This window comes from Streptomyces sp. NPDC043878 (genome assembly GCF_056435735.1).
Genome location: NZ_JBWKDW010000012.1, coordinates 205,347 through 224,400, shown reverse-complemented (window position 1 = coordinate 224,400; position 19,054 = coordinate 205,347). Strand labels below are relative to the sequence as shown.

The following is a 19,054-nucleotide window of genomic DNA, read 5'->3' as shown; positions in this document are numbered from 1 at the left end:
GGGCTGCGGTTCGGCGGAACGTGCGGCACGGGCCGGTCCGTGCCGGCGGAGCCTTGGTGCGGGGCGGCCCTCCCAGTGTCCCCCGCGCGCGGTGCGGATCCGGACGGTCCGGGACGATCAGGGCGCATGACGCCAGTTCTCCGCCAGGTCGCCCCACAGATACGCGGTGGTCTCGACGCCCTTGAGGAGCAGGTCGAGCTCGACCTTCTCGTTCGGCGCGTGCCAGCCGTCGGAGGGGACGGAGATGCCGAGGAACAGCACGGGTGCGCCCAGGACCTCCTGGAGGTCTGCGGCCGGTCCTGAGCCGCCCTCGCGCGTGTAGCGGACGGGTTTCCCGAAGGCGCGGCCCATGGCGCGGACGACGGACCGCAGGGCCGGGTGGTCCAGCGGTGTCAGACAGGGGCGGGTGGCCGCGCCGAAGACCACCTCGGCCCGGATGCCGTCCGGCACCTGCGCCGCGGCCCACTCCCGGACGGCCTTCTCGATGTGGTCGGGGTCCTGGCCGGCGACCAGCCGGAAGGAGAGTTTGACCATCGCGGAGGACGGGATGATCGTCTTGCTGCCGGGGCCCTGGTAGCCGCCGCCGATGCCGTTGACCTCGGCGGTGGGGCGGGCCCAGACGCGTTCCAGGGTGGTGTGTCCGGCCTCCCCGTACGCGGCGTGCGACCTGGCCGTGCGCAGCCACTGCCGCTCGTCGAAGGGGAGCTCGGCGAAGAGTTCGCGTTCGCGGTCGGTGAGCTCCACGATGCCGTCGTAGAAACCGGGGACCGTGACGCGCGCGTGCTCGTCGTGGAGGGCGGCGACGAGGCGGGCGACGGCGGTGGCCGGGTTGGGCACCGCGCCGCCGAAGGAACCGGAGTGGATGTCCTGGTCGGGACCGTGCAGCCGGATCTCGCACTCGGCGAGGCCCCGCATGCCGGTGCACACCGTGGGGGTGTCCTCGGACCACATGCCGGTGTCGGAGACGATCACGGCGTCGGCGGCGAGACGCTCGGCGCGCTCCTCCACGAGGGCCCGGAAGTGCGGGGAGCCGGACTCCTCCTCGCCCTCGACGAGCAGCTTCAGGTTGACCGCCGGGGTGCTGCGGCCGGTGACCGCGAGGTGGGCGCGGACACCGAGTGTGTGGAAGAACACCTGGCCCTTGTCGTCGGCGGCCCCGCGCGCGTGGAGCCGGTTGCCGCGGATCCGGGGCTCGAAGGGGTCGCTGTCCCAGCCGTCCTCGCGGGCGGCGGGCTGCACGTCGTGGTGGCCGTAGACGAGCACGGTCGGTGCGTCCGGCCGGTCGGAGGGCCACTCGGCGAAGACGGCGGGCGCGCCCGGTGTCTCCCAGACCTCGGCCGTGGTGAACCCGGTCTCCCTGAGCCGTGCCGCGAGCCAGTCGGCGCTGCGGCGTACGTCGGTCGCGTGCTCGGGCTGGGCCGACACGGACGGGATGCGCAGCCACTCGGCGAGGTCTTCGAGGAAGCCGGCGCGGTGCTGCTCGACGTACGAACGGACGGCGCTGACGGCACTGTCAACGGGATGGCTCATGGTCACGAGCCTATCGGCCCGCACCGACATCCTCGTTGGGCGGTTCGTCACACGACGGCTCCTCCAGAAGCAGTCGCTCGAGGCCGGCCCGGCCCGGCAGGCCGGCCGGCCGGACGACCTCGCCGCTGCGGACGTACACGAACGCGGCCGTGACCGATTCCAGCGGCACACCCTGCTGCTCGGCCCAGGCGAGGCGGTACACGGCGAGCTGGAGCGGGTCGGCCGCGCGGGTGCGGCTGGTCTTCCAGTCGACGATCTCGTACGTCGCGTCCGCGCCGTCGCCGTGCTTGTAGACGGCGTCGATACGGCCGCGTACGACGCGGCCCGCGATGGCCGTCTGGAAGGAGGTCTCGACCCGGTAGGGGGTGCGGTGGGCGTACTCGGTGCGCTCGAAGGCGTCCTTGAGGGCCTGGAGATCGTGTTCGTCGGCGATCTCGGCCTCGCTGCCGGGCAGTTCGTCGGGCTCCAGCATGGGCAGCGTCAGCTCTTCGAAACGGGCCTCGACCCAGGCGTGGAAACGGGTGCCGCGGCGGGCGGCGGGCTGCGGCGGGCGGGGCATGGGGCGGGCCAGCTCTTGCGCGAACGCGTCCGGGTCCTCGGCCAGGCGCAGCAGTTGGGAGGCGGTGAGCGAGGCGGGCAGGGGCACGTCGGTGATCCGCCGGCGCGCGCGCAGGAGTTCTCCGGTGAGGGCGTCGAGGTCGCGGTCCCAGGAGGCGAGGGTGCGGGCTTCCTCGGGGGTGAAACGGGTGCGTCCGGGTTCCGAGGGGTGGGGGCGCGCGCCCTCCGGCGTACCGGCGTGTGCGGTGGCGTCCGGGGGCGCCGCCTGGCGGGGGACGGTGGGGCGGTCCGTGGTCCAGGTGTCCCAGTCGGCGGGGTCACCCTCGGGGAGGGCGTCCTCCTCCCGGTAGCCGCCCTCCTCCGCGAGGGCCTCCTCCGCGAGGGGTTCTTCCTCGTCCGGGGGCGGGGGCCAGTCCGGGGCGTCGTGGGTGTACGGGTCGTGGGTCGCCGCGGGGTGGTCGTCCGGGCCGGCGGCGAGGTGCTCCAGGTGCGCGAGGACGGTCTCCGCGGCGGCCCGGCGCCGGGTCAGGGCCGCCTCGTCGAGGGGCAGCGGCCATACCTGGTCGGCGGTCTCCCGGTGCAGGGCCGGGTTCTCCTCGTCCTCGGCGGGTTCGTCGGCCCACGCCTCGATCTCGCCGTGGCCGGCGGCGCAGTGGTCGTGGAGGGCCCACAGGAAGTCGGACGGGCCGCGGGGCTTCTTCTGGGTGGGCCCCCACCAGTGGCCCGAGCCGAGGAGCAGGGACCGCGGGCGGGTGAAGGTGACGTACCCGAGGCGGAGTTCCTCGGTGTGCTGGTGCTCCTGCATGGCGTCGTGGAAGGCCTTCAGGCCGCGCGAGTCGAAGGACTCGACGTCGGGCAGGGTCGCGGTGTCGCCGCGCAGGGCGTGCGGCAGCACCTTGCTCTGGGACGTCCACTTCTCGCGCCCCTGCGTGCTGGGGAACGTGCCCGTGACCAGGCCGGGGACGACCACCACGTCCCACTCCAGGCCCTTGGCCCGGTGTGCGGTGAGCACCTTCACGGTGTTCTCGCCGCCGGGGAGCGCGTTGTCGAGGCCCTTCTCGTACTGGGCGGCTGTGCGCAGGAAGCCCAGGAACGCCAGCAGGGTGGCCCGGCCGTCGCCCGCCGCGAACGAGGCCGCGACGTCGAGGAAGTTCGACAGGGTCTCGCGGCGCCGGGCGGCGAGCGCGTGCGGGGACGCCGAGAGCTCCACTTCGAGGCCGGTGACCGCGAGGACGCGGTGCAGGACGTCCATCAGGGGATCGGACAGCGATCGGCGCAGCTCCCGCAGCTCGGCGGCCAGGCGCGCGAAACGCACGCGCGCGTCGGGGGAGAACGGCAGCCCGTCGTCGTCCCCGCGGCCGTCGAGAGGTGTCTCCAGGAACGTGTCGAGGGCGTCGGCGAGCGAGATCACCTCGGCCGGGTCGACCCCTTCGACGGCCTCGGCGAGCCGGCGGTCCGGGTCCTCGTCGGTGCCCACGCGCGCGTGGGACACCAGCAGCCTGGCCCGGCGTCCCAGCAGGGCGAGGTCACGGGGCCCGATGCGCCAGCGGGGGCCGGTCAGCAGCCGGACCAGGGAGGCGTTGGCGCCGGGGTCTTGAAGGACCTCGCAGACGGCGACGAGATCGGCGACCTCGGGCAGGTGCAGCAGTCCGGACAGGCCGACAACCTCGACGGGGACGTCCCGGGCGACGAGGGCGCCCTGGATCTCGGCGAAGTCGGTCGCCGTACGGCACAGGACGGCGATCTCAGCGGGTGCCTTCCCCGTGTTCACCAGGTGGGCGACGGAGTCGGCGAGCCAGCCGATCTCCTCGGCGTGGGTGGGCAGCAGGGCGCAGCGCACGATGCCGTCGCGCTCGGCACCGGGGGCCGGGCGGAGGGCCTCCACGCCCGCGTGCATGGCGCGCAGCGGCTCCGCGAGCGTGTTGGCGAGGTCGAGGAGGCGGCCGCCGCTGCGGCGGTTCTCGCTGAGTGCCTGGCGGGCGGCGGGACGGCCGTCGGCGTGGGCGAAGTGCTCGGGGAAGTCGTCGAGGTTGGCGACGGACGCGCCGCGCCAGCCGTAGATCGCCTGGCAGGGGTCGCCGACGGCGGTCACCGGGTGGCCCGTGCCGCCTCCGAACAGGCCCGCCAGGAGAATGCGCTGCGCCACCGACGTGTCCTGGTACTCGTCGAGCAGCACCACGCGGAACTCCTCGCGCAGGATCTCGCCGACCTCGGGGCGGCTGCGCGCGAGAGTCGCCGACAGGGCGATCTGGTCGCCGAAGTCGAGCAGGTCGCGCTCGCGTTTCGCGGCGCGGTAGCGGACGACGAGCTCGGCGAGTTCGCGGCGCGCGGCGGCCGTGTCGGGGATCTTGCGCAGGTCGGCGTTGGTGAGTCTGGCTCCTTCCAGGGCACTGAGCAGCCCGGCGTCGTGCGCGCGCAGGTCCTCGGGGCGTACGAGGTGCTCGGCGAGTTCGGCGTCGAGGGTGAGCAGGTCGCTGACCAGGTCCGCGAAGGAGCGGGTGAGCGAGGGGTAGGGGCCGGGTGCTTCGCGCAGGACGCGCGCGGCGAGCTGGTACCGGGTGGCGTCGGCGAGCAGGCGGGCGGTGGGCTCCAGCCCGATGCGCAGGCCGTGATCGGTCAGGAGGCGGCCCGCGAAGGCGTGGTAGGTGGAGATCACCGGCTCGCCGGGCGGGTGGTCCGGGTCGATGACGTCCGGGTCGGTGACACCTGCCTTGACCAGCGCCTTGCGGACGCGCTCGGCGAGTTCACCGGCTGCCTTGTTGGTGAAGGTGAGGCCGAGCACCTGTTCCGGGGTGACCTGGCCGGTTCCGACCAGCCAGACCACGCGTGCCGCCATCACCGTCGTCTTGCCCGATCCGGCTCCGGCCACGATCACCTGCGGGGCCGGCGGCGCGGTGATGCAGGCCGTCTGCTCCGGGGTGAACGGGATGCCGAGGAGCTCCTTGAGCTGATCGGGATGGGTGATACGGGCGGGCATGTGGCAGAGGCTAGCGGCGGTCACTGACAGCCGAGGACCGATCGGCCGCCGGGCACGGAGAAGCGCTGGTCAGCACGTGTGGTGCGGTCGGTCACACGGGTGTTCTCGTGTCCCTGGGCCGCAGGTGTCCCGGTATGCCACGCCCGCAATCCTTTCGGCTCCCGCGCGCCAGCAGGTGGCCCCGTCTCCCGCGCCGCACGTCTTCCCGTCTCCCGCAGGTGTCCCCCTCTCCCGCGACCGCAGGTCTTCCCGTCTCCTTCGGCCGCAGGTCTTCCCATCTCCCCCGCACCGCAGGTGTCCCGTCTCCCGCACCTCAGGTCTTCCCGCCCCCGTCCCCGTGCGCGCGGCGCCGGCGTCTCACTCCACGACGTGCCGTCCCTCGGGTCGCGCGCCGCACGAGGCCCGGAACGCGCAGTGCGTGCAGTGCTGGCCGGCGCTCGGCGTGAACCGTTCGTCGAGGACCTTGCCGGCGGCCGTGGCCAGCAGGTCGCCGGCCCACTCCCCCGCCTCCCCTTCGAGCGGTTCCTGCGCCTGCACCTTGGGCAGCGTCTCGCCGCCGTCGCGTCGGGCGGCGCCCTGACGCAGCTGCACGAGTTCGGCGCCGCCCGGCTGGGGACGTACACCGTCGAAGAGTTCGTCGACGGCACCCTCGCGGAGGGCGAGCTGGTAGACGGCGAGCTGCGGGTGGCGGGCCACCTCGGCGGCGCTGGGCGCCTGTTTGCCGGTCTTGAAGTCGACGACGTACGCGCGGCCCTCGCCGTCGGCCTCGACACGGTCCATCGAGCCCCGGATACGGACCTCGTAGTCGCCTGCCTCCAGGGTGACGTCGAAGCCGTGCTCACCGGCCACCACCGTGCGTCCGGTGCGGGCCCCACCGGTTTCGACGTGCCACTTCAGGAAGCGTTCGAGCGCGACGCGCGCGTTCTCCTTCTCCTGCGCCGACTTCCAGGGCGCGTCGAAGGCGAGGGCGTTCCACACGGAGTCGAGGCGTTCCATGAGGACGGCGAGATCGGCCGGGGTGTGTCCGGAGGCGACCTCGTCGGCGAGGACGTGCACGACGTTCCCGAAGCCCTGCGCGACCGTGGCGGGCGCGTCGGCCTTCACCTCGCGGCCCAGGAACCACTGGAGGGCGCAGGTGTTGGCGAGCTGGTCGAGGGCGCTGCCGGACAGCACGACGGGCTGGTCGCGGTCGCGCAGCGGCACCTTGCTCTCGGTCGGCTCGAACATGCCCCACCAGCGGTAGGGGTGCGCGGCCGGGACGAGTGGTCGGCCGTCCTCGTCGGCGAGCGCCGCCAGCCGGGCCAGGCGGTGGGCGGCCGCCTGCCTGAGGGTGTCGGACACGTGCGGGTCGACCGTGGTGGCGCGCAGTTCGGCGACGAGCGCGGCCACGGACAGCGGGCGGCGCGGGCGGCCGGTGACGTCCCTCGGTTCGACGCCCAGTTCGGTCAGGAAGCGGGAGGGCTGGTCACCGTCCTCGGCGGGGGCCTTCACGGCGGTCACCACCAGGCGCTCGCGCGCGCGGGTGGCGCCCACGTAGAAAAGTCGGCGTTCCTCGGCGAGCAGCGCGCCGGGGGTGAGGGGTTCGGCGAGGCCGTCGCGGCCGATGCGGTCGGCCTCCAGGAGGGAGCCGCGGCGGCGCAGGTCCGGCCACAGGCCCTCCTGGACGCCCGCGACGACGACCAGGCGCCATTCCAGGCCCTTGGAGCGGTGCGCGGTCATCAGGCGTACGGCGTCGGGGCGGACGGCGCGCCGGGTGAGGGTGTCGGCGGCGATGTCCTCGGCCTCGATCTCCTCCAGGAAGTTCAGGGCGCCCCGGCCGCCGGTGCGCTCCTCCGCGCGGGCCGCAGTGGCGAACAGCGCGCACACGGCGTCGAGGTCGCGGTCGGCGTTGCGGCCGGCCGCGCCGCCGCGCCGCGCCGCGCGTTCCAGGCGGGTGGGCCAGGGTGTGCCCTGCCACAGGTCCCAGAGCGCCTCCTCGGCCGTGCCGCCGCCCGCGAGGCGCTCCCGGGCCTCTGCGAGCAGCGCGCCGAGTCGCTGCGCACCGCGCGCGTAGGTGGGGTCGTGCGCGACCAGACGTTCCGGTTCGGCGAGCGCGCGCGCGAGGAGGTCGTCCGAGGGCGGCGGCAGCGGGTTGCCCGCGGCCCTCTCCTCGTCCCGCAACGCCCGCCCGAGGCGGCGCAGATCGGCCGCGTCCATGCCGGCCAGGGGCGAGGCCAGCAGGGTCAGGGCGGTTTCGGTGTCCAGCCAGCAGTCCCCGGACACCGGCTCCTCGGCGCCGGTCCCGGGTCCGTCCCCGGGCGGGACACCGTCGGTGTCCTGAGCGGCGGGTACCTCGCCGGTGTCGCTCTGGGCGGCCGCGCGTACGCCATCGGCGTCCTCAGCGGCCTGCCCGCCCGCACCCGCCTCCGTCGTCCCCGTGTCACCGGTGGTCGGTTCGGGGTGGGCCGACGCCGCCGCCCTGGCGACCGTCCGCAGTGCCGTCAGCAGGGGGGCGACCGCCGGTTCGTGGCGCAGGGGCAGGTCGTCGCCGTCGATGTCCAGGGGGACGCCGGCGGCGGTGAGGGCGCGGCGGACCGTCGGGATCGTGCGGGAGCCGGCGCGCACCAGGACGGCCATCTCGCGCCAGGGGACACCCTCCTCCAGGTGCGCCCGGCGGAGGATGTCGGCGATGTTGTCCAGTTCGGTGCCCGGTGTCGGATAGGTGAAGACCTCGACGCGGCCCCCGTCCCGAACCGGCCTGAGCTCCCGGTGGGCGCGCACCTTCTCGGCCGGGAGGCGGGTCAGGGGCATGCGCTGGGTCAGCAGGCGGGTCGCGGCCAGCACGGTGGCGCCGGAGCGGCGGGAGGTCCTGAGGACCTCCACGGGGGCCGGACGGCCGTCCGCGCGCGGGAAGGCGTCCGGGAAGTCCAGGATGCCGTTCACGTCCGCGCCGCGGAACGCGTAGATCGACTGGTCGGGGTCACCGAACGCGACGAGGGTGCGGCCACCTCCGGCGAGCGCGTGCAGCAGCCGTACCTGCGCCGGGTCGGTGTCCTGGTACTCGTCGACAAGGACGGCGTCGTACTGCGCGGCCAGCCGCTCCGCGACCTCGGGCCGGCGGGCGAGGAGCACCGCGCGGTGGACCAGTTCCGCGTAGTCGAGGACGCCCTGCATGTCGAGCACGTCCAGGTACTCGGCGAGGAAGGCGGCCGCGGCCCGCCAGTCGGGGCGGCCGATACGGCGGGCGAAGGCGTCCAGGGCGCCGGGCTCCAGACCCAGTTCGCGGCTGCGGGCGAGGACGGCGCGGACCTCGTCGGCGAAGCCCCGGGTGGTCAGGCACGCGCGCAGGTCGTCCGGCCAGCGCACGTGGGCGAGGCCGAGTCGCTCCAGGTCGGGCTGGCCCGCGAGGAGGCCCCGGACGGTGACGTCCTGCTCCGGGCCGGACAGGAGCCGCAGCGGCTCCACGAACAGGCCGGCGTCCTGGTGTGCGCGGACCAGGGCGTAGCAGAACGAGTGGAACGTGGTGGCGCGCGGCGCGCGTGCCGCCCCCGTGCGCAGCGCCATGCGGTCACGCAGCTCGACGGCCGCCCGGCGGCTGAACGTCAGCACCAGAACGCGCGCGGGGTCCCCGCCCCGGGCGATGCGCGCCGCCACGGACTCGACGAGCGTGGTGGTCTTCCCCGTGCCCGGACCTGCGAGGACGAGCAGCGGACCGGCCTTGTGGTCAACCACCGCGCGCTGTACGGCGTCCAGATGAGGGGGGTCCACAGGAGTCGGCGGGGTACGTACCAGCCGGTAAGCGCCACGGCTCCCCCGTCGCACCTCGGGGTGCGACGGGCGCCTGGTGGAGGAAGAGGAGCTCACGTGGTTCGCCGGTCCTGGTGGGTGTGCGATCTGTCACTGCGGGCGCGGAGCGCCGTCGTCGAGTCGTGGTGGTCGGGTCACGAGCGGGCCGGCCATCGCGCGTGGAGGGCGGTGACCGCGGGGTGAGAGAGACACGTGCAGCCGACGCTACGCCCGGGGATCGTGCGGAAGCAGCGCTTCCCCTTCATCCCCCGCGGCGCTCACGACGCATGCGCCCCTCATCTCACGAACGTACGTCATGCCACGGCCGTGCCCCGACTCCCCCGTACGGATCACGGGGTGCTCCCGGGGCCGCCGGATGGCCGAAGCTGTCAGGTGTGACCTTCCGCGCGCCCGCCGCCGTCCCACCGCGCCCGTGGCATGTCGAGCCGCGGTACGTGGCCCTCGGCGGCCCGGCCCACCTGCTTCAGGGGTGTCCCCTCCGCGCGGTAGTGGGCGAGCGCCCGCAGTTCGTGACCCGGCAGCAGGACGCCGTCCGCCCGGACCACGCGCCACCACGCGACCGCCCCTCCGTAGAGGGCCATCACCCGGCCGACCTGACGGGGACCGCCCTCCTCGAGCCACTCGGCGACGTCCCCGTACGTCATCACGCGCCCGGGCGGGACCGTCTCGGCGACCTCGAGGACGCGCTCGGCGTACTCCGGCAGAGCGTCCGCGTGGCCAGGGCGGGCATCCTCGTAGGTGGGCCCCCTGTCCTCGCGGTCCTGCCGGCGGCCCGCGGAGCCCGGGCGGATGTCGTCCTCCGGAAGGCTGTCCTCACTCATCCGCCCCATCCTGCCCCACTCCACCGACAACGTGACACCGTGACCACTGTGCGTAGTCCTCGCCCCCGAGCGGCGCTTCGGGCAGACTGTGCGCCCCCGCATTTGCACCCTGATGCCCCCCTGTGTCGGCGGGGCATGCCACCATCGTGCGGGCGGTGACCGGTGATACGAGATCAAGAAGAGACGATGAAGCAGCAGGGCGCACAGCCCGAGGGCGCTGAGAGCACCTCTGACGCTTCGTCGCGCCCGGACACCGCCGACGCGAAGGCGACGACCGGGAAATCAGCCGCGGAGCGCGCCGAGAGAACGTCGACCGAGACCACGGACGGGACGCCTGACGACGCACTCGCGTGCGAGGACACGCACGTCGAGAGGGTCGAGGGCGACGAACCGCTGCTCCCCGCGCGCGTGCACCGTCCCTCCGACCTGATGCGTCTCCTCGTGGGTGTGCTGGCCGTCGTGCTGCTGCTCGGCATCGCCGCGTTCGCCCACGGCACCACGTCGGGCCTCGAGCAGGACATCAACAAGGGCACCGGACAGGCGCCCGACCTGCTGATCAAGATCGCCGGGCTGGCGTCCAGCATCGCGATCCTGCTGGTGCCGGTCGCGTTCGCGATCGAGCGGCTGATCAAACGCGACGGCCTGCGCATCGCCGACGGCGTCCTCGCGGCGGTCCTCGCGCACGGGGTGACCCTCGCCACCGACCTGTGGGTCGCCAAGGGCGCCCCGAACTCGATCCAGGAAGCGCTCACCCAGCCCTCGCCCGGTGACATACACGCTCTGACCGACCCCGTGCACGGCTACCTGGCTCCGGTCATCGCCTACATGACGGCCGTCGGCATGTCCCGCCGGCCACGCTGGCGCGCGGTGCTGTGGATGGTGCTGCTCCTCGACGCGTTCTCGATGCTGGTGACCGGCTACACGACACCCTTCTCGATCATCCTGACGGTGCTGATCGGCTGGACCGTGGCCTACGGCACGCTGTACGCGGTCGGCTCACCCAACGTCCGTCCCACCGGGCAGACCCTGATCGCCGGGCTGCGGACCGTCGGCTTCCACCCGGTGAGCGCGGCGCGCGAGGAGCTGCCCGACACCGCGGAGACCGGCGACCGGGGACGGCGCTACTTCGTGACCCTGGAGGACGGTCCGCCGCTGGACGTGACCGTGGTCGACCGCGAGCAGCAGGCGCAGGGCTTCTTCTACCGCGCGTGGCGCAACCTGACACTGCGCGGCTTCGCGACGCGCAGCAGCCTGCAGTCGCTGCGCCAGGCCCTGGAACAGGAAGCTCTCCTGGCCTACGCGGCCATCGCGGCCGGCGCCAACGCACCGAAGCTGATCGCGACCTCCGAACTGGGACCCGACGCCGTCATGCTCGTCTACGAGCACACCGGCGGACGCACCCTCGACTCTCTGCCCGACGAGGCGATCACCGACGACCTGCTGCGCGATACCTGGCATCAGGTGCGGGCGCTGCAGTCGCGGCGCATCGCCCATCGCAGGCTGGTGGGCGACGCGATCCTGGTGGATCGTTCCGGCATGGTGATCCTGACCGACCTGCGCGTCGGCGAGATCGCGGCCGGTGACCTGCTGCTGCGCATGGACGTCTCCCAGCTGCTGGTGACGATCGGCCTGCGGGTGGGCGCCGAACGCGCGGTGGCCTCGGCGGTCGGCATGCTCGGCCCCGACGCCGTCGCCGACTGCCTGCCGATGCTGCAACCCATCGCCCTGAGCCGCTCCACGCGCGCGACGCTGCGGAAACTGGCCCGGGAGCGGGCGCAGCGCGAGCGCGAGGCCGTGCTGGAGGCGTCCCGGCAGGCCAAGCAGGCGCGGCTGGAGGCGAGCGCGGACGCCGCGGGACCCGTCGTACTCGAAAAGCCCGACAAGAAGGCCGTACGCGCGGAGCAGCGGGCCGAGAAGCGGGCCATCGACGAGGCCCTGGACGAGGCGCGCGAGGAGGACCTGCTCACCCAGATCCGCCACGAGGTGCTGCTGATCAGACCGCAGGCTCCGGTCGAGCCGGCCCGCCTCGAACGGGTGCGGCCGCGCACGCTGCTGAGTTTCATCGCCGGCGCGATCGGCGCGTACTTCCTGCTGACGCAGCTCACCCACATCGAGTTCGGCCCGCTCGTGGCCAACGCGGAGTGGGGCTGGGTCGCCGCGGCCGTGCTGTTCTCGGCGCTGAGCTACTTCGCGGCGGCGATGGCGCTGCTGGGCTTCGTGCCGGAGCGGGTGCCGTTCCTGCGGACCGTGGCGGCGCAGGTCGCCGGGTCCTTCGTCAAGATCGTCGCGCCGGCCGCGGTGGGCGGGGTCGCCCTCAACACGCGCTTCCTGCAGCGCTCGGGCGTGCGGCCCGGGCTCGCGGTGGCGAGCGTCGGCGCGTCCCAGCTGTTCGGCCTCGGCTGCCACATCCTGATGCTGCTGTCGTTCGGCTATCTGACCGGTACCGAGAAGACGCCGTCGCTGTCGCCCTCCCGGACGGTCATCGCGGGTCTGTTGACGGTGGCGGTGCTCGTGCTGGTGGTGACGTCGGTGCCGTTCCTGCGGAAGTTCGTCGTCACGCGCGTGAGGTCCCTGTTCGCGGGTGTCGTGCCGCGCATGCTGGACGTACTGCAGCGGCCGCAGAAGCTGGTCACCGGGGTCGGCGGCATGCTGCTGCTGACCGCCTGCTTCGTGATGTGCCTGGACGCGTCGATCCGCGCCTTCGGCGACCAGTCGACCTCGCTGAGCATCGCCAGCGTCGCGGTGGTCTTCCTCGCCGGCAACGCGCTCGGCTCGGCGGCGCCCACCCCGGGCGGTGTGGGCGCGGTCGAGGCGACCCTGACGGTGGGTCTGATCGCGGTGGGCCTGCCCAAGGAGGTCGCCGCGCCGGCGGTCCTGCTGTTCCGTCTGCTGACGCTGTGGCTGCCGGTCCTGCCCGGCTGGCTCGCCTTCAACTACCTCTCGCGCAAGGGCTCGCTGTAGGACGGCGGCCGCGGGGCGCCGACCGGTCCGTGGAGGTACCCCGGACGGCTCGCGCCCCGAGCGGCGCCCCGCGCGCGAGCGCAGGATGGGAGCATGCCGAGTTCCTGCCGACTGCGCGCCACGGCCGTGACCGCCACCGCCCTCCTGCTGTCCTCCGTACTGGCGGGCTGCGGCGACGACGCCAAGGACGAGGATCTGACAGCCCAGAAGCTGGACTGGAAGAGCTGCCCGGCCCCGTCCGCCGCGGAGGGCGGCGGTGCGGCCCCGTCGCCGCTGCCGGACGGTGACACCTGGCAGTGCGCCACCATGCGAGCACCACTGGACTGGAGCAAACCGAAGGGCGACACGATCGGGCTGGCGCTGATCCGGGCGAAGGCGAGCGGTGCCGCCGGCCGGCGTATCGGGTCGCTCGTCTTCAACTTCGGCGGCCCCGGCGGCTCGGGCGTCACCACCCTGCCCGCCTTCGGCAAGGACTACGCGGCCCTGCGCACCCGTTACGACCTGGTCAGCTTCGACCCGCGCGGGGTCGGCCGCAGCGCGCCCGTGCAGTGCGAGGACGACCAGCAGCTGGACGCCTACTTCCAGCAGGACGCGACCCCCGACGACGCCGCCGAGCGCACCGAGTTCCTGAACAGCACCAAGGACTTCAACGGGGCCTGCGAGAAGAACTCCGGGAAGGTGCTGCCGCATGTGCGCACCACGGACGCCGCCCGCGACATGGACCTGATGCGGCAGGTACTCGGCGACCCCAAGCTGTACTACTTCGGCATCTCCTACGGCACGGAACTCGGCGGCGTCTACGCCCACCTCTTCCCGACGCACGTCGGCCGCGCCGTGTTCGACGCGGTCGTGGACCCGACGCAGAACCCCGAGCAGAGCTCGCTGGGACAGGCCAGGGGGTTCCAGCTGGCGCTCGGCAACTTCGCCGAGGACTGCGTCTCCAAGACCGGGGACTGCCCGATCGGCGACAGCCCGCAGAACGTCAAGGACCGCATCGCCAAGCTGCTCAAGGACCTCGACGGCAAGCCGATCCCGGGAGTCTTCCCGCGCCGGCTGACCCAGACCGCCGCCACCGGCGGCATCGCGCAGGCCCTGTACTCCAAGGACTTCTGGGCGTACCTCACCGAGGGCCTGGAGCAGGCGTACGACGGTGACGGCAGGGTCCTGATGCTGCTGTCCGACTCGCTGAACGGGCGCAACGACGACGGCACGTACAGCAACATCACCGCCGCCAACGTGTCCATCAACTGCGCCGACGACAGGCCGCGGTACACCGCCGGCTATGTGGAGGGGAAGCTGCCGGAGTTCCGGGCGGCCTCGGCCCTGTTCGGCGACTTCCTGGCCTGGTCGATGGCCAGCTGCACCGACTGGGCGGTGGCGGGTGCCGCCGACCATCCGGACGTGAGCGCACCCGGGTCGGCGCCGATCCTCGTCGTGGGCAACACCGGCGACCCCGCGACGCCGTACGAGGGGGCGAAGAAGATGGTGGACGCGCTCGGCAAGGGCGTCGGCGTCGAGCTGACGTACAAGGGGCAGGGGCACGGGTCGTACGACAGCGGGAACAAGTGCGTGCAGGCCGCCGTGAACGGCTATCTGCTGAACGGCGAGGTACCGGCGGCCCGCACCGTCTGCTCTTGAAAAACCACAGGTCAGAGCGTTATCCACAGGCTCCGACGGTCGCCGCGTGATCCGCCTACCATGGCCTGAACGCCACCCGCGGCACGATGCGGGGGGCCTGCGAGGGGGGAAGGCGATGACGCGTTTCGTACGGTGGGCGGCCCTGGTGGCCGCCGCCGCACTGCTGACGGCGGGCTGTGGCGGCGGCTCGTCCGGCGACGGCAAGAACGGCCGGGGGACGAGCGGGAGCGACCCGTCGGCCGCCTCTCCGCCGGGCACGTCCGCGACGGCGGCCCTGCCCTCGTCTTTGACCTCGCAGAAGCCTTCCTGGGGGCGCTGCAGGGCCACCGCGGACTCCCCCGCGCCGGGCAGCGACTGGCAGTGCACGACGCTCAGGGCGCCGCTGGACTGGTCACGACCGGGCGGCGAGACCATCGGCATCGCGCTGATCCGGGGCAAGGCCCGGGGCGGTGACCGCATCGGCTCACTGCTGTTCAACTTCGGCGGCCCCGGCGCCTCCGGCGTGTCCACGCTGCCCGCGTACTCGGCCACGGTGTCCGCGCTGCGCGAGCGCTACGACCTGGTGAGCTGGGACCCCCGCGGGGTCGGGGCCAGCGAGGGGCTGCGCTGCCGCTCCGACAAGGCGATCCAGGCCGCCGAGGCGGTGGACGCCACACCGGACACCCCGGCGGAGGAACAGGCGTACTTCCGGGACGCCGCCGACTTCGGCGAGGGCTGCCAGAAGGCCGCCGGGAAGCTGCTGGGGCACGTCTCGACCACCGACACCGCCCGGGACATCGACCTGATGCGCCAGGTCCTCGGCGACAGGAAGACGCACTACTTCGGCATCTCCTACGGCACCGAGCTCGGCGGCGTGTACGCCCACCTGTTCCCGCAGAACGTGGGGCGGCTGATCCTCGACGCGGTCGTCGACCCGAGCGCCGGCACGGTGGGCCACGCTGAGAACCAGGCCCGGGGCTTCCAGCGCGCGCTGAACGACTACCTCAAGTCCACCGGCCAGGACCCGGAGCAGGGCTCACGGAAGATCGCGGACCTGCTGAAGCGGCTCGACACGAAGCCGCTGTCCACGGCGTCCGGGCGGAAGCTGACCCAGACGCTGGCGGTCACCGGCATCGTGCTGCCGCTGTACAACAGGTCCGGCTGGCCCACCCTCACCAGTGCCCTGGCCTCGGCGCAGGAGGGGGACGGCTCGGAGCTGCTGACCCTCGCCGACGAGTACAACGAGCGGGACGCCTCCGGCCACTACGGCACGACGACGCACGCGCAACGGGTCATATCGTGCCTGGACGACAAGCAGCGGCCGACGCTCGCCGAGACCAGGAAACTGCTGCCGGCCTTCGAGAAGATCTCGCCGGTGTTCGGGAGCTTCATGGGCTGGGACACGGCCGGCTGGTGCCACGAGTGGCCGGTGGCGGGTCAGTACGACACCCCGGAGGTGAAGGCGCCCGGTGCGGCACCGGTCCTGCTGGTCGGCAACACCGGCGACCCGGCGACGCCCTACGAGGGGGCCCGCCGGATGGCCGACGAGCTGGGCAGCGGTGTCGGTGTGGAGCTCACCTGGAAGGGCGAGGGACACGGCGCGTACGGGAGCGGCAGCGACTGCGTCGACTCCACGGTGAACGCGTACCTGCTGAAGGGGACGGTGCCGAAGGACGGCAAGGTCTGCTCATGACGACGGCGGGGGCCTCACGCACCGTCGATGCGCGAAGCCCCCGCCGTCCGGACCGGGATGCCGGCTCAGTAGACCGGCTTGTCCGGTTCGATCTGGTTGACCCAGCCGATGACGCCGCCGCCGACGTGCACGGCGTCCGAGAAGCCCGCGGACTTCAGCACGGCGAGGACTTCCGCACTGCGGACACCCGTCTTGCAGTGCAGGACGATCTTCTTGTCCTGCGGCAGGCTCTCCAGCGCGGTGCCCATCAGGAACTCGTTCTTCGGGATCAGCCGGGCGCCGGGGATCGAGACGATCTCGTACTCGTTGATCTCGCGGACGTCGATGATGTCGATGTTCTCACCGTCGTCGATCCACTCCTTGAGCTGCTTGGGAGTGATCGTCGAGCCGGCGGCCGCCTCCTGGGCCTCCTCGGACACGACGCCGCAGAAGGCCTCGTAGTCGATGAGCTCGGTGACGGTGGGGTTCTCGCCGCAGACCGCGCAGTCGGGGTCCTTGCGGACCTTGACCTGGCGGTACTGCATCTCCAGGGCGTCGTAGATCATCAGGCGGCCGACGAGCGGCTCACCGATACCGGCGAGGAGCTTGATGGCCTCGTTGACCTGGATGGAACCGATGGACGCGCACAGCACACCCAGAACCCCGCCCTCGGCGCAGGAGGGGACCATGCCCGGGGGCGGGGGCTCCGGGTACAGGCAGCGGTAGCAGGGCCCGTGCTCGGACCAGAAGACGGAGGCCTGCCCGTCGAAGCGGTAGATCGAACCCCACACGTACGGCTTGTTCAGCAGCACGCAGGCGTCGTTGACCAGGTAACGGGTCGCGAAGTTGTCCGTGCCGTCGACGATCAGGTCGTACTGGCTGAAGATGTCCATCACGTTGTCGGCTTCGAGCCGCTCCTCGTGCAGGACCACGTTCACGTACGGGTTGATGCCCAGCACGGAGTCACGCGCGGAGGCGGCCTTGGAGCGGCCGATGTCGGCCTGGCTGTGGATGATCTGCCGCTGCAGGTTCGACTCGTCGACCTCGTCGAACTCCACGATGCCGAGCGTGCCGACGCCCGCCGCGGCCAGGTACATCAGCGCCGGCGAGCCCAGGCCGCCGGCGCCCACACAGAGCACCTTGGCGTTCTTCAGCCGCTTCTGCCCGTCCATGCCCACGTCGGGGATGATCAGGTGGCGGGAGTACCTGCGGACCTCGTCTACGGTGAGCTCGGAGGCGGGCTCGACCAGGGGTGGCAGCGACACGGGGACTCCGTTGGTCGGTCAATCACTACAGTTGTTCTCCCCGTAACACTGCCACGGGCTTCTTCATTCCGAGACACCCGTTCCGACCCGCGAGACGATGTCGTCCCAGTAGCCGGGCATGGCCTCCCAGGGGTCGGTGCGCCCGCCGAAGTCCGTGCGGTCGGTGAACCAGATCGTGGCGGCGCCCTGCCAGCGGGCGATCCGCAGGGCTTCGTCGAGGTGCCCCAGCGGGACGCCGTGGACGAAGTGGCAGAAACGCTCGGGCGGGTGCTCGGCGGTCCACTCGGCCACCTGCGACCAGCGGTAGTCGCTCCACGCGCCGGAGAAGGTGACGAGCTGGTCGGCGTGTTCGGCGAAGCCGGGGTGCGGGTGGGTGCCGTGGCCGAGGACGATGTGCGCGCCGGCACGGAGCGCGCGGAGTGTGGTGACCGTGCGGCGGACCGCGGGCAGCGCGGTGCGCTCGGTCGGGCAGTGGTCGAGGAGGAAGCCGTCGGCCCGGTACCAGTCGGTGTAGCGCTGCGCGTCGGAGATCACCTCGCCGAAGGCACGGGTGCCGTACCGGGTGTCGAGGTGGCCGAGGACGCGGACACCGGCGTTGCGCAGCCGGCCGGCCGCTTCCAGGCAGTGCGGGTCGGGGCGGCTGCCGGGGCCGCCGCCGGAGACGTTCAGGACGACCCAGTGCAGGGGCGTGCCGGGGCGGGTGAGTTCGGCCCATTCGGTGGGGGCGACGAGGGGGTGCGCATAGCCGGGGATGCCCAGGCCGGTGTGGACGCCGGTGCTCGCGGTGCCCGCTCTTGTGCTGGTCACAGGCGGCACGCCGCCTCCATCCAGATGTCGGCGAGGGATTCCTCGAGGTTGATCCGGGGCCGCCAGCCGAGGCGGTCGCGCGCGGTGCGCACGTCGGCCTGCTGCCAGTTGCCGCAGCCGTCGGGGTACGGGTAGGCGACGGGAGCCGCGTGGTCGGAGTCGGTGCGCGGGTGGCCGATGGACACCCTGAGCTGACCGGGTGCTCCGTCGAGTTCGTGGAGGGCGCCGCCGTATCCGGCCACGCGGGCGAGCACGGCGGCGGCGTCTCGGAGGCGCACGGCACGGCCCGAACCGATGTTGATGACGCCCTGCGCGGCGGACAGGGAGGCGGCGTGGACTGCGCGGGCCACGTCGCGTACATCGACGAAGTCGCGCTGGGCGCCGAGCCCGCCGAGTTTGAGGTCGCCGTCGCCGGACTGCATGGCGCGGCGCATGGCGTCGGCGAGGCGGCCGAGGGGGGAGCCGGCGGGCGTGCCCGGGCCGGCAGGGGAGAAGACCCGCAGCACCACGGCGTCCAGACCGGAGCCCAGGACCAGCTCGGTGGCGGCGAGTTTGCTGACGCCGTAGGGGCCGCCGGGGCGGGGCACGGCGTCCTCGGCCGTGGAGGAGCCGGGCTGGCTCGGGCCGTACTCGGCGCCGCAGCCGATCTGCACCAGCCGGGCGCCGCAGCCGCTGCGGCGCAGTGCCTCGCAGACGGTGGCGACGGCGACGGTGTTGTGGCGGGTGAGTTCGCGGGCACCGCCGCGGGTGGCGCCCGCGCAGTTGACTACGACGCCGGGGTGGACCGCGTCGAGGAAGCGGGTGAGGGCGCCGGGGCTGCCGGACGCGAGGTCGAAGCGGACGTCGGCGTCGTCGCCGCGGCCGAGCGCGGTGAGCTGGACGGCCGGGTCGGCGACGAGGCGGTCGGCCACGAAACGGCCGAGGTAGCCGTTGGCTCCGATCAGCAGGACTCTCATCGGACGGCTCCCGGGGCCGAGGCTTCGGGTCGGGAGGTGATCATCTGGGGTTCTCCTTCAACGGGGGTGGTGCGGTTGCCTCCGGCGTCCGGACCGGGCGCCTG

10 protein-coding genes are annotated in these 19,054 nt (G+C 73.0%); 3 read left to right on the top strand and 7 right to left on the bottom strand.

The window, feature by feature from the left end:
- Positions 1 to 117: 117 nt before the first annotated feature.
- The 4 genes from AC07AZ_RS18925 to AC07AZ_RS18910 form a co-directional block, all read right to left on the bottom strand.
- Positions 118 to 1,530, bottom strand: coding sequence for a dipeptidase (locus tag AC07AZ_RS18925; RefSeq protein ID WP_478849068.1), 1,413 nt, complete (start codon positions 1,528 to 1,530; stop codon positions 118 to 120).
- A gap of 10 nt (positions 1,531 to 1,540) precedes the next feature.
- Positions 1,541 to 5,065 (bottom strand): UvrD-helicase domain-containing protein, encoded by a 3,525-nt coding sequence (locus AC07AZ_RS18920; RefSeq protein ID WP_478849066.1) that lies wholly within the window; start codon positions 5,063 to 5,065, stop codon positions 1,541 to 1,543.
- A 357-nt stretch (positions 5,066 to 5,422) separates the two neighbouring features.
- On the bottom strand, positions 5,423 to 8,908 hold the full coding sequence (locus AC07AZ_RS18915) for an ATP-dependent helicase (protein ID WP_478849064.1): 3,486 nt from the start codon (positions 8,906 to 8,908) through the stop codon (positions 5,423 to 5,425).
- A gap of 311 nt (positions 8,909 to 9,219) precedes the next feature.
- On the bottom strand, positions 9,220 to 9,672 hold the full coding sequence (locus tag AC07AZ_RS18910) for an MGMT family protein (RefSeq protein WP_478849062.1): 453 nt from the start codon (positions 9,670 to 9,672) through the stop codon (positions 9,220 to 9,222).
- A 186-nt stretch (positions 9,673 to 9,858) separates the two neighbouring features.
- Here AC07AZ_RS18910 and AC07AZ_RS18905 point away from each other — a divergent pair, with 186 nt between their 5' ends.
- The 3 genes from AC07AZ_RS18905 to AC07AZ_RS18895 all read left to right on the top strand — a co-directional run bounded on the left by AC07AZ_RS18905 (position 9,859) and on the right by AC07AZ_RS18895 (position 15,943).
- Complete coding sequence (locus tag AC07AZ_RS18905) at positions 9,859 to 12,633, top strand: lysylphosphatidylglycerol synthase transmembrane domain-containing protein (RefSeq protein ID WP_478849060.1); 2,775 nt, start codon at positions 9,859 to 9,861, stop codon at positions 12,631 to 12,633.
- A gap of 93 nt (positions 12,634 to 12,726) precedes the next feature.
- Entirely contained in the window at positions 12,727 to 14,271 is a 1,545-nt protein-coding gene (locus AC07AZ_RS18900; RefSeq protein WP_478849058.1) for an alpha/beta hydrolase, read from the top strand.
- Positions 14,272 to 14,386: 115 nt separating this feature from the next.
- A complete protein-coding gene (locus AC07AZ_RS18895) occupies positions 14,387 to 15,943 on the top strand; it encodes an alpha/beta hydrolase (RefSeq protein ID WP_478849056.1) in 1,557 nt (518 codons plus the stop codon).
- A 65-nt stretch (positions 15,944 to 16,008) separates the two neighbouring features.
- Here the strand turns inward: AC07AZ_RS18895 and moeZ are convergent, their stop codons facing one another.
- The 3 genes from moeZ to AC07AZ_RS18880 form a co-directional block, all read right to left on the bottom strand.
- Positions 16,009 to 17,187: an adenylyltransferase/sulfurtransferase MoeZ gene (moeZ, locus tag AC07AZ_RS18890; RefSeq protein WP_478849054.1), complete on the bottom strand. Its 1,179-nt coding sequence runs from the start codon at positions 17,185 to 17,187 to the stop codon at positions 16,009 to 16,011.
- A gap of 63 nt (positions 17,188 to 17,250) precedes the next feature.
- Positions 17,251 to 18,003 carry a spherulation-specific family 4 protein gene (locus tag AC07AZ_RS18885; protein ID WP_478849052.1) on the bottom strand — a complete coding sequence of 251 codons (753 nt, stop codon included), beginning with the start codon at positions 18,001 to 18,003 and terminating at the stop codon, positions 17,251 to 17,253.
- Positions 17,991 to 18,950, bottom strand: coding sequence for an NAD-dependent epimerase/dehydratase family protein (locus AC07AZ_RS18880; protein WP_478849050.1), 960 nt, complete (start codon positions 18,948 to 18,950; stop codon positions 17,991 to 17,993). Before AC07AZ_RS18880 ends, AC07AZ_RS18885 begins: the two co-directional genes overlap by 13 nt.
- Positions 18,951 to 19,054 lie beyond the last annotated feature (104 nt).

Coding starts and splice junctions, on each gene's coding strand:
- AC07AZ_RS18925 (WP_478849068.1), bottom strand. CDS start 1,530: ATGAGCCATCCCGTTGACAGTGCCGTCAGCGCCGTCCGTTCGTACGTC.
- AC07AZ_RS18920 (WP_478849066.1), bottom strand. CDS start 5,065: ATGCCCGCCCGTATCACCCATCCCGATCAGCTCAAGGAGCTCCTCGGC.
- AC07AZ_RS18910 (WP_478849062.1), bottom strand. CDS start 9,672: ATGAGTGAGGACAGCCTTCCGGAGGACGACATCCGCCCGGGCTCCGCG.
- AC07AZ_RS18905 (WP_478849060.1), top strand. CDS start 9,859: ATGAAGCAGCAGGGCGCACAGCCCGAGGGCGCTGAGAGCACCTCTGAC.
- AC07AZ_RS18900 (WP_478849058.1), top strand. CDS start 12,727: ATGCCGAGTTCCTGCCGACTGCGCGCCACGGCCGTGACCGCCACCGCC.
- AC07AZ_RS18895 (WP_478849056.1), top strand. CDS start 14,387: ATGACGCGTTTCGTACGGTGGGCGGCCCTGGTGGCCGCCGCCGCACTG.
- AC07AZ_RS18880 (WP_478849050.1), bottom strand. CDS start 18,950: ATGAGAGTCCTGCTGATCGGAGCCAACGGCTACCTCGGCCGTTTCGTG.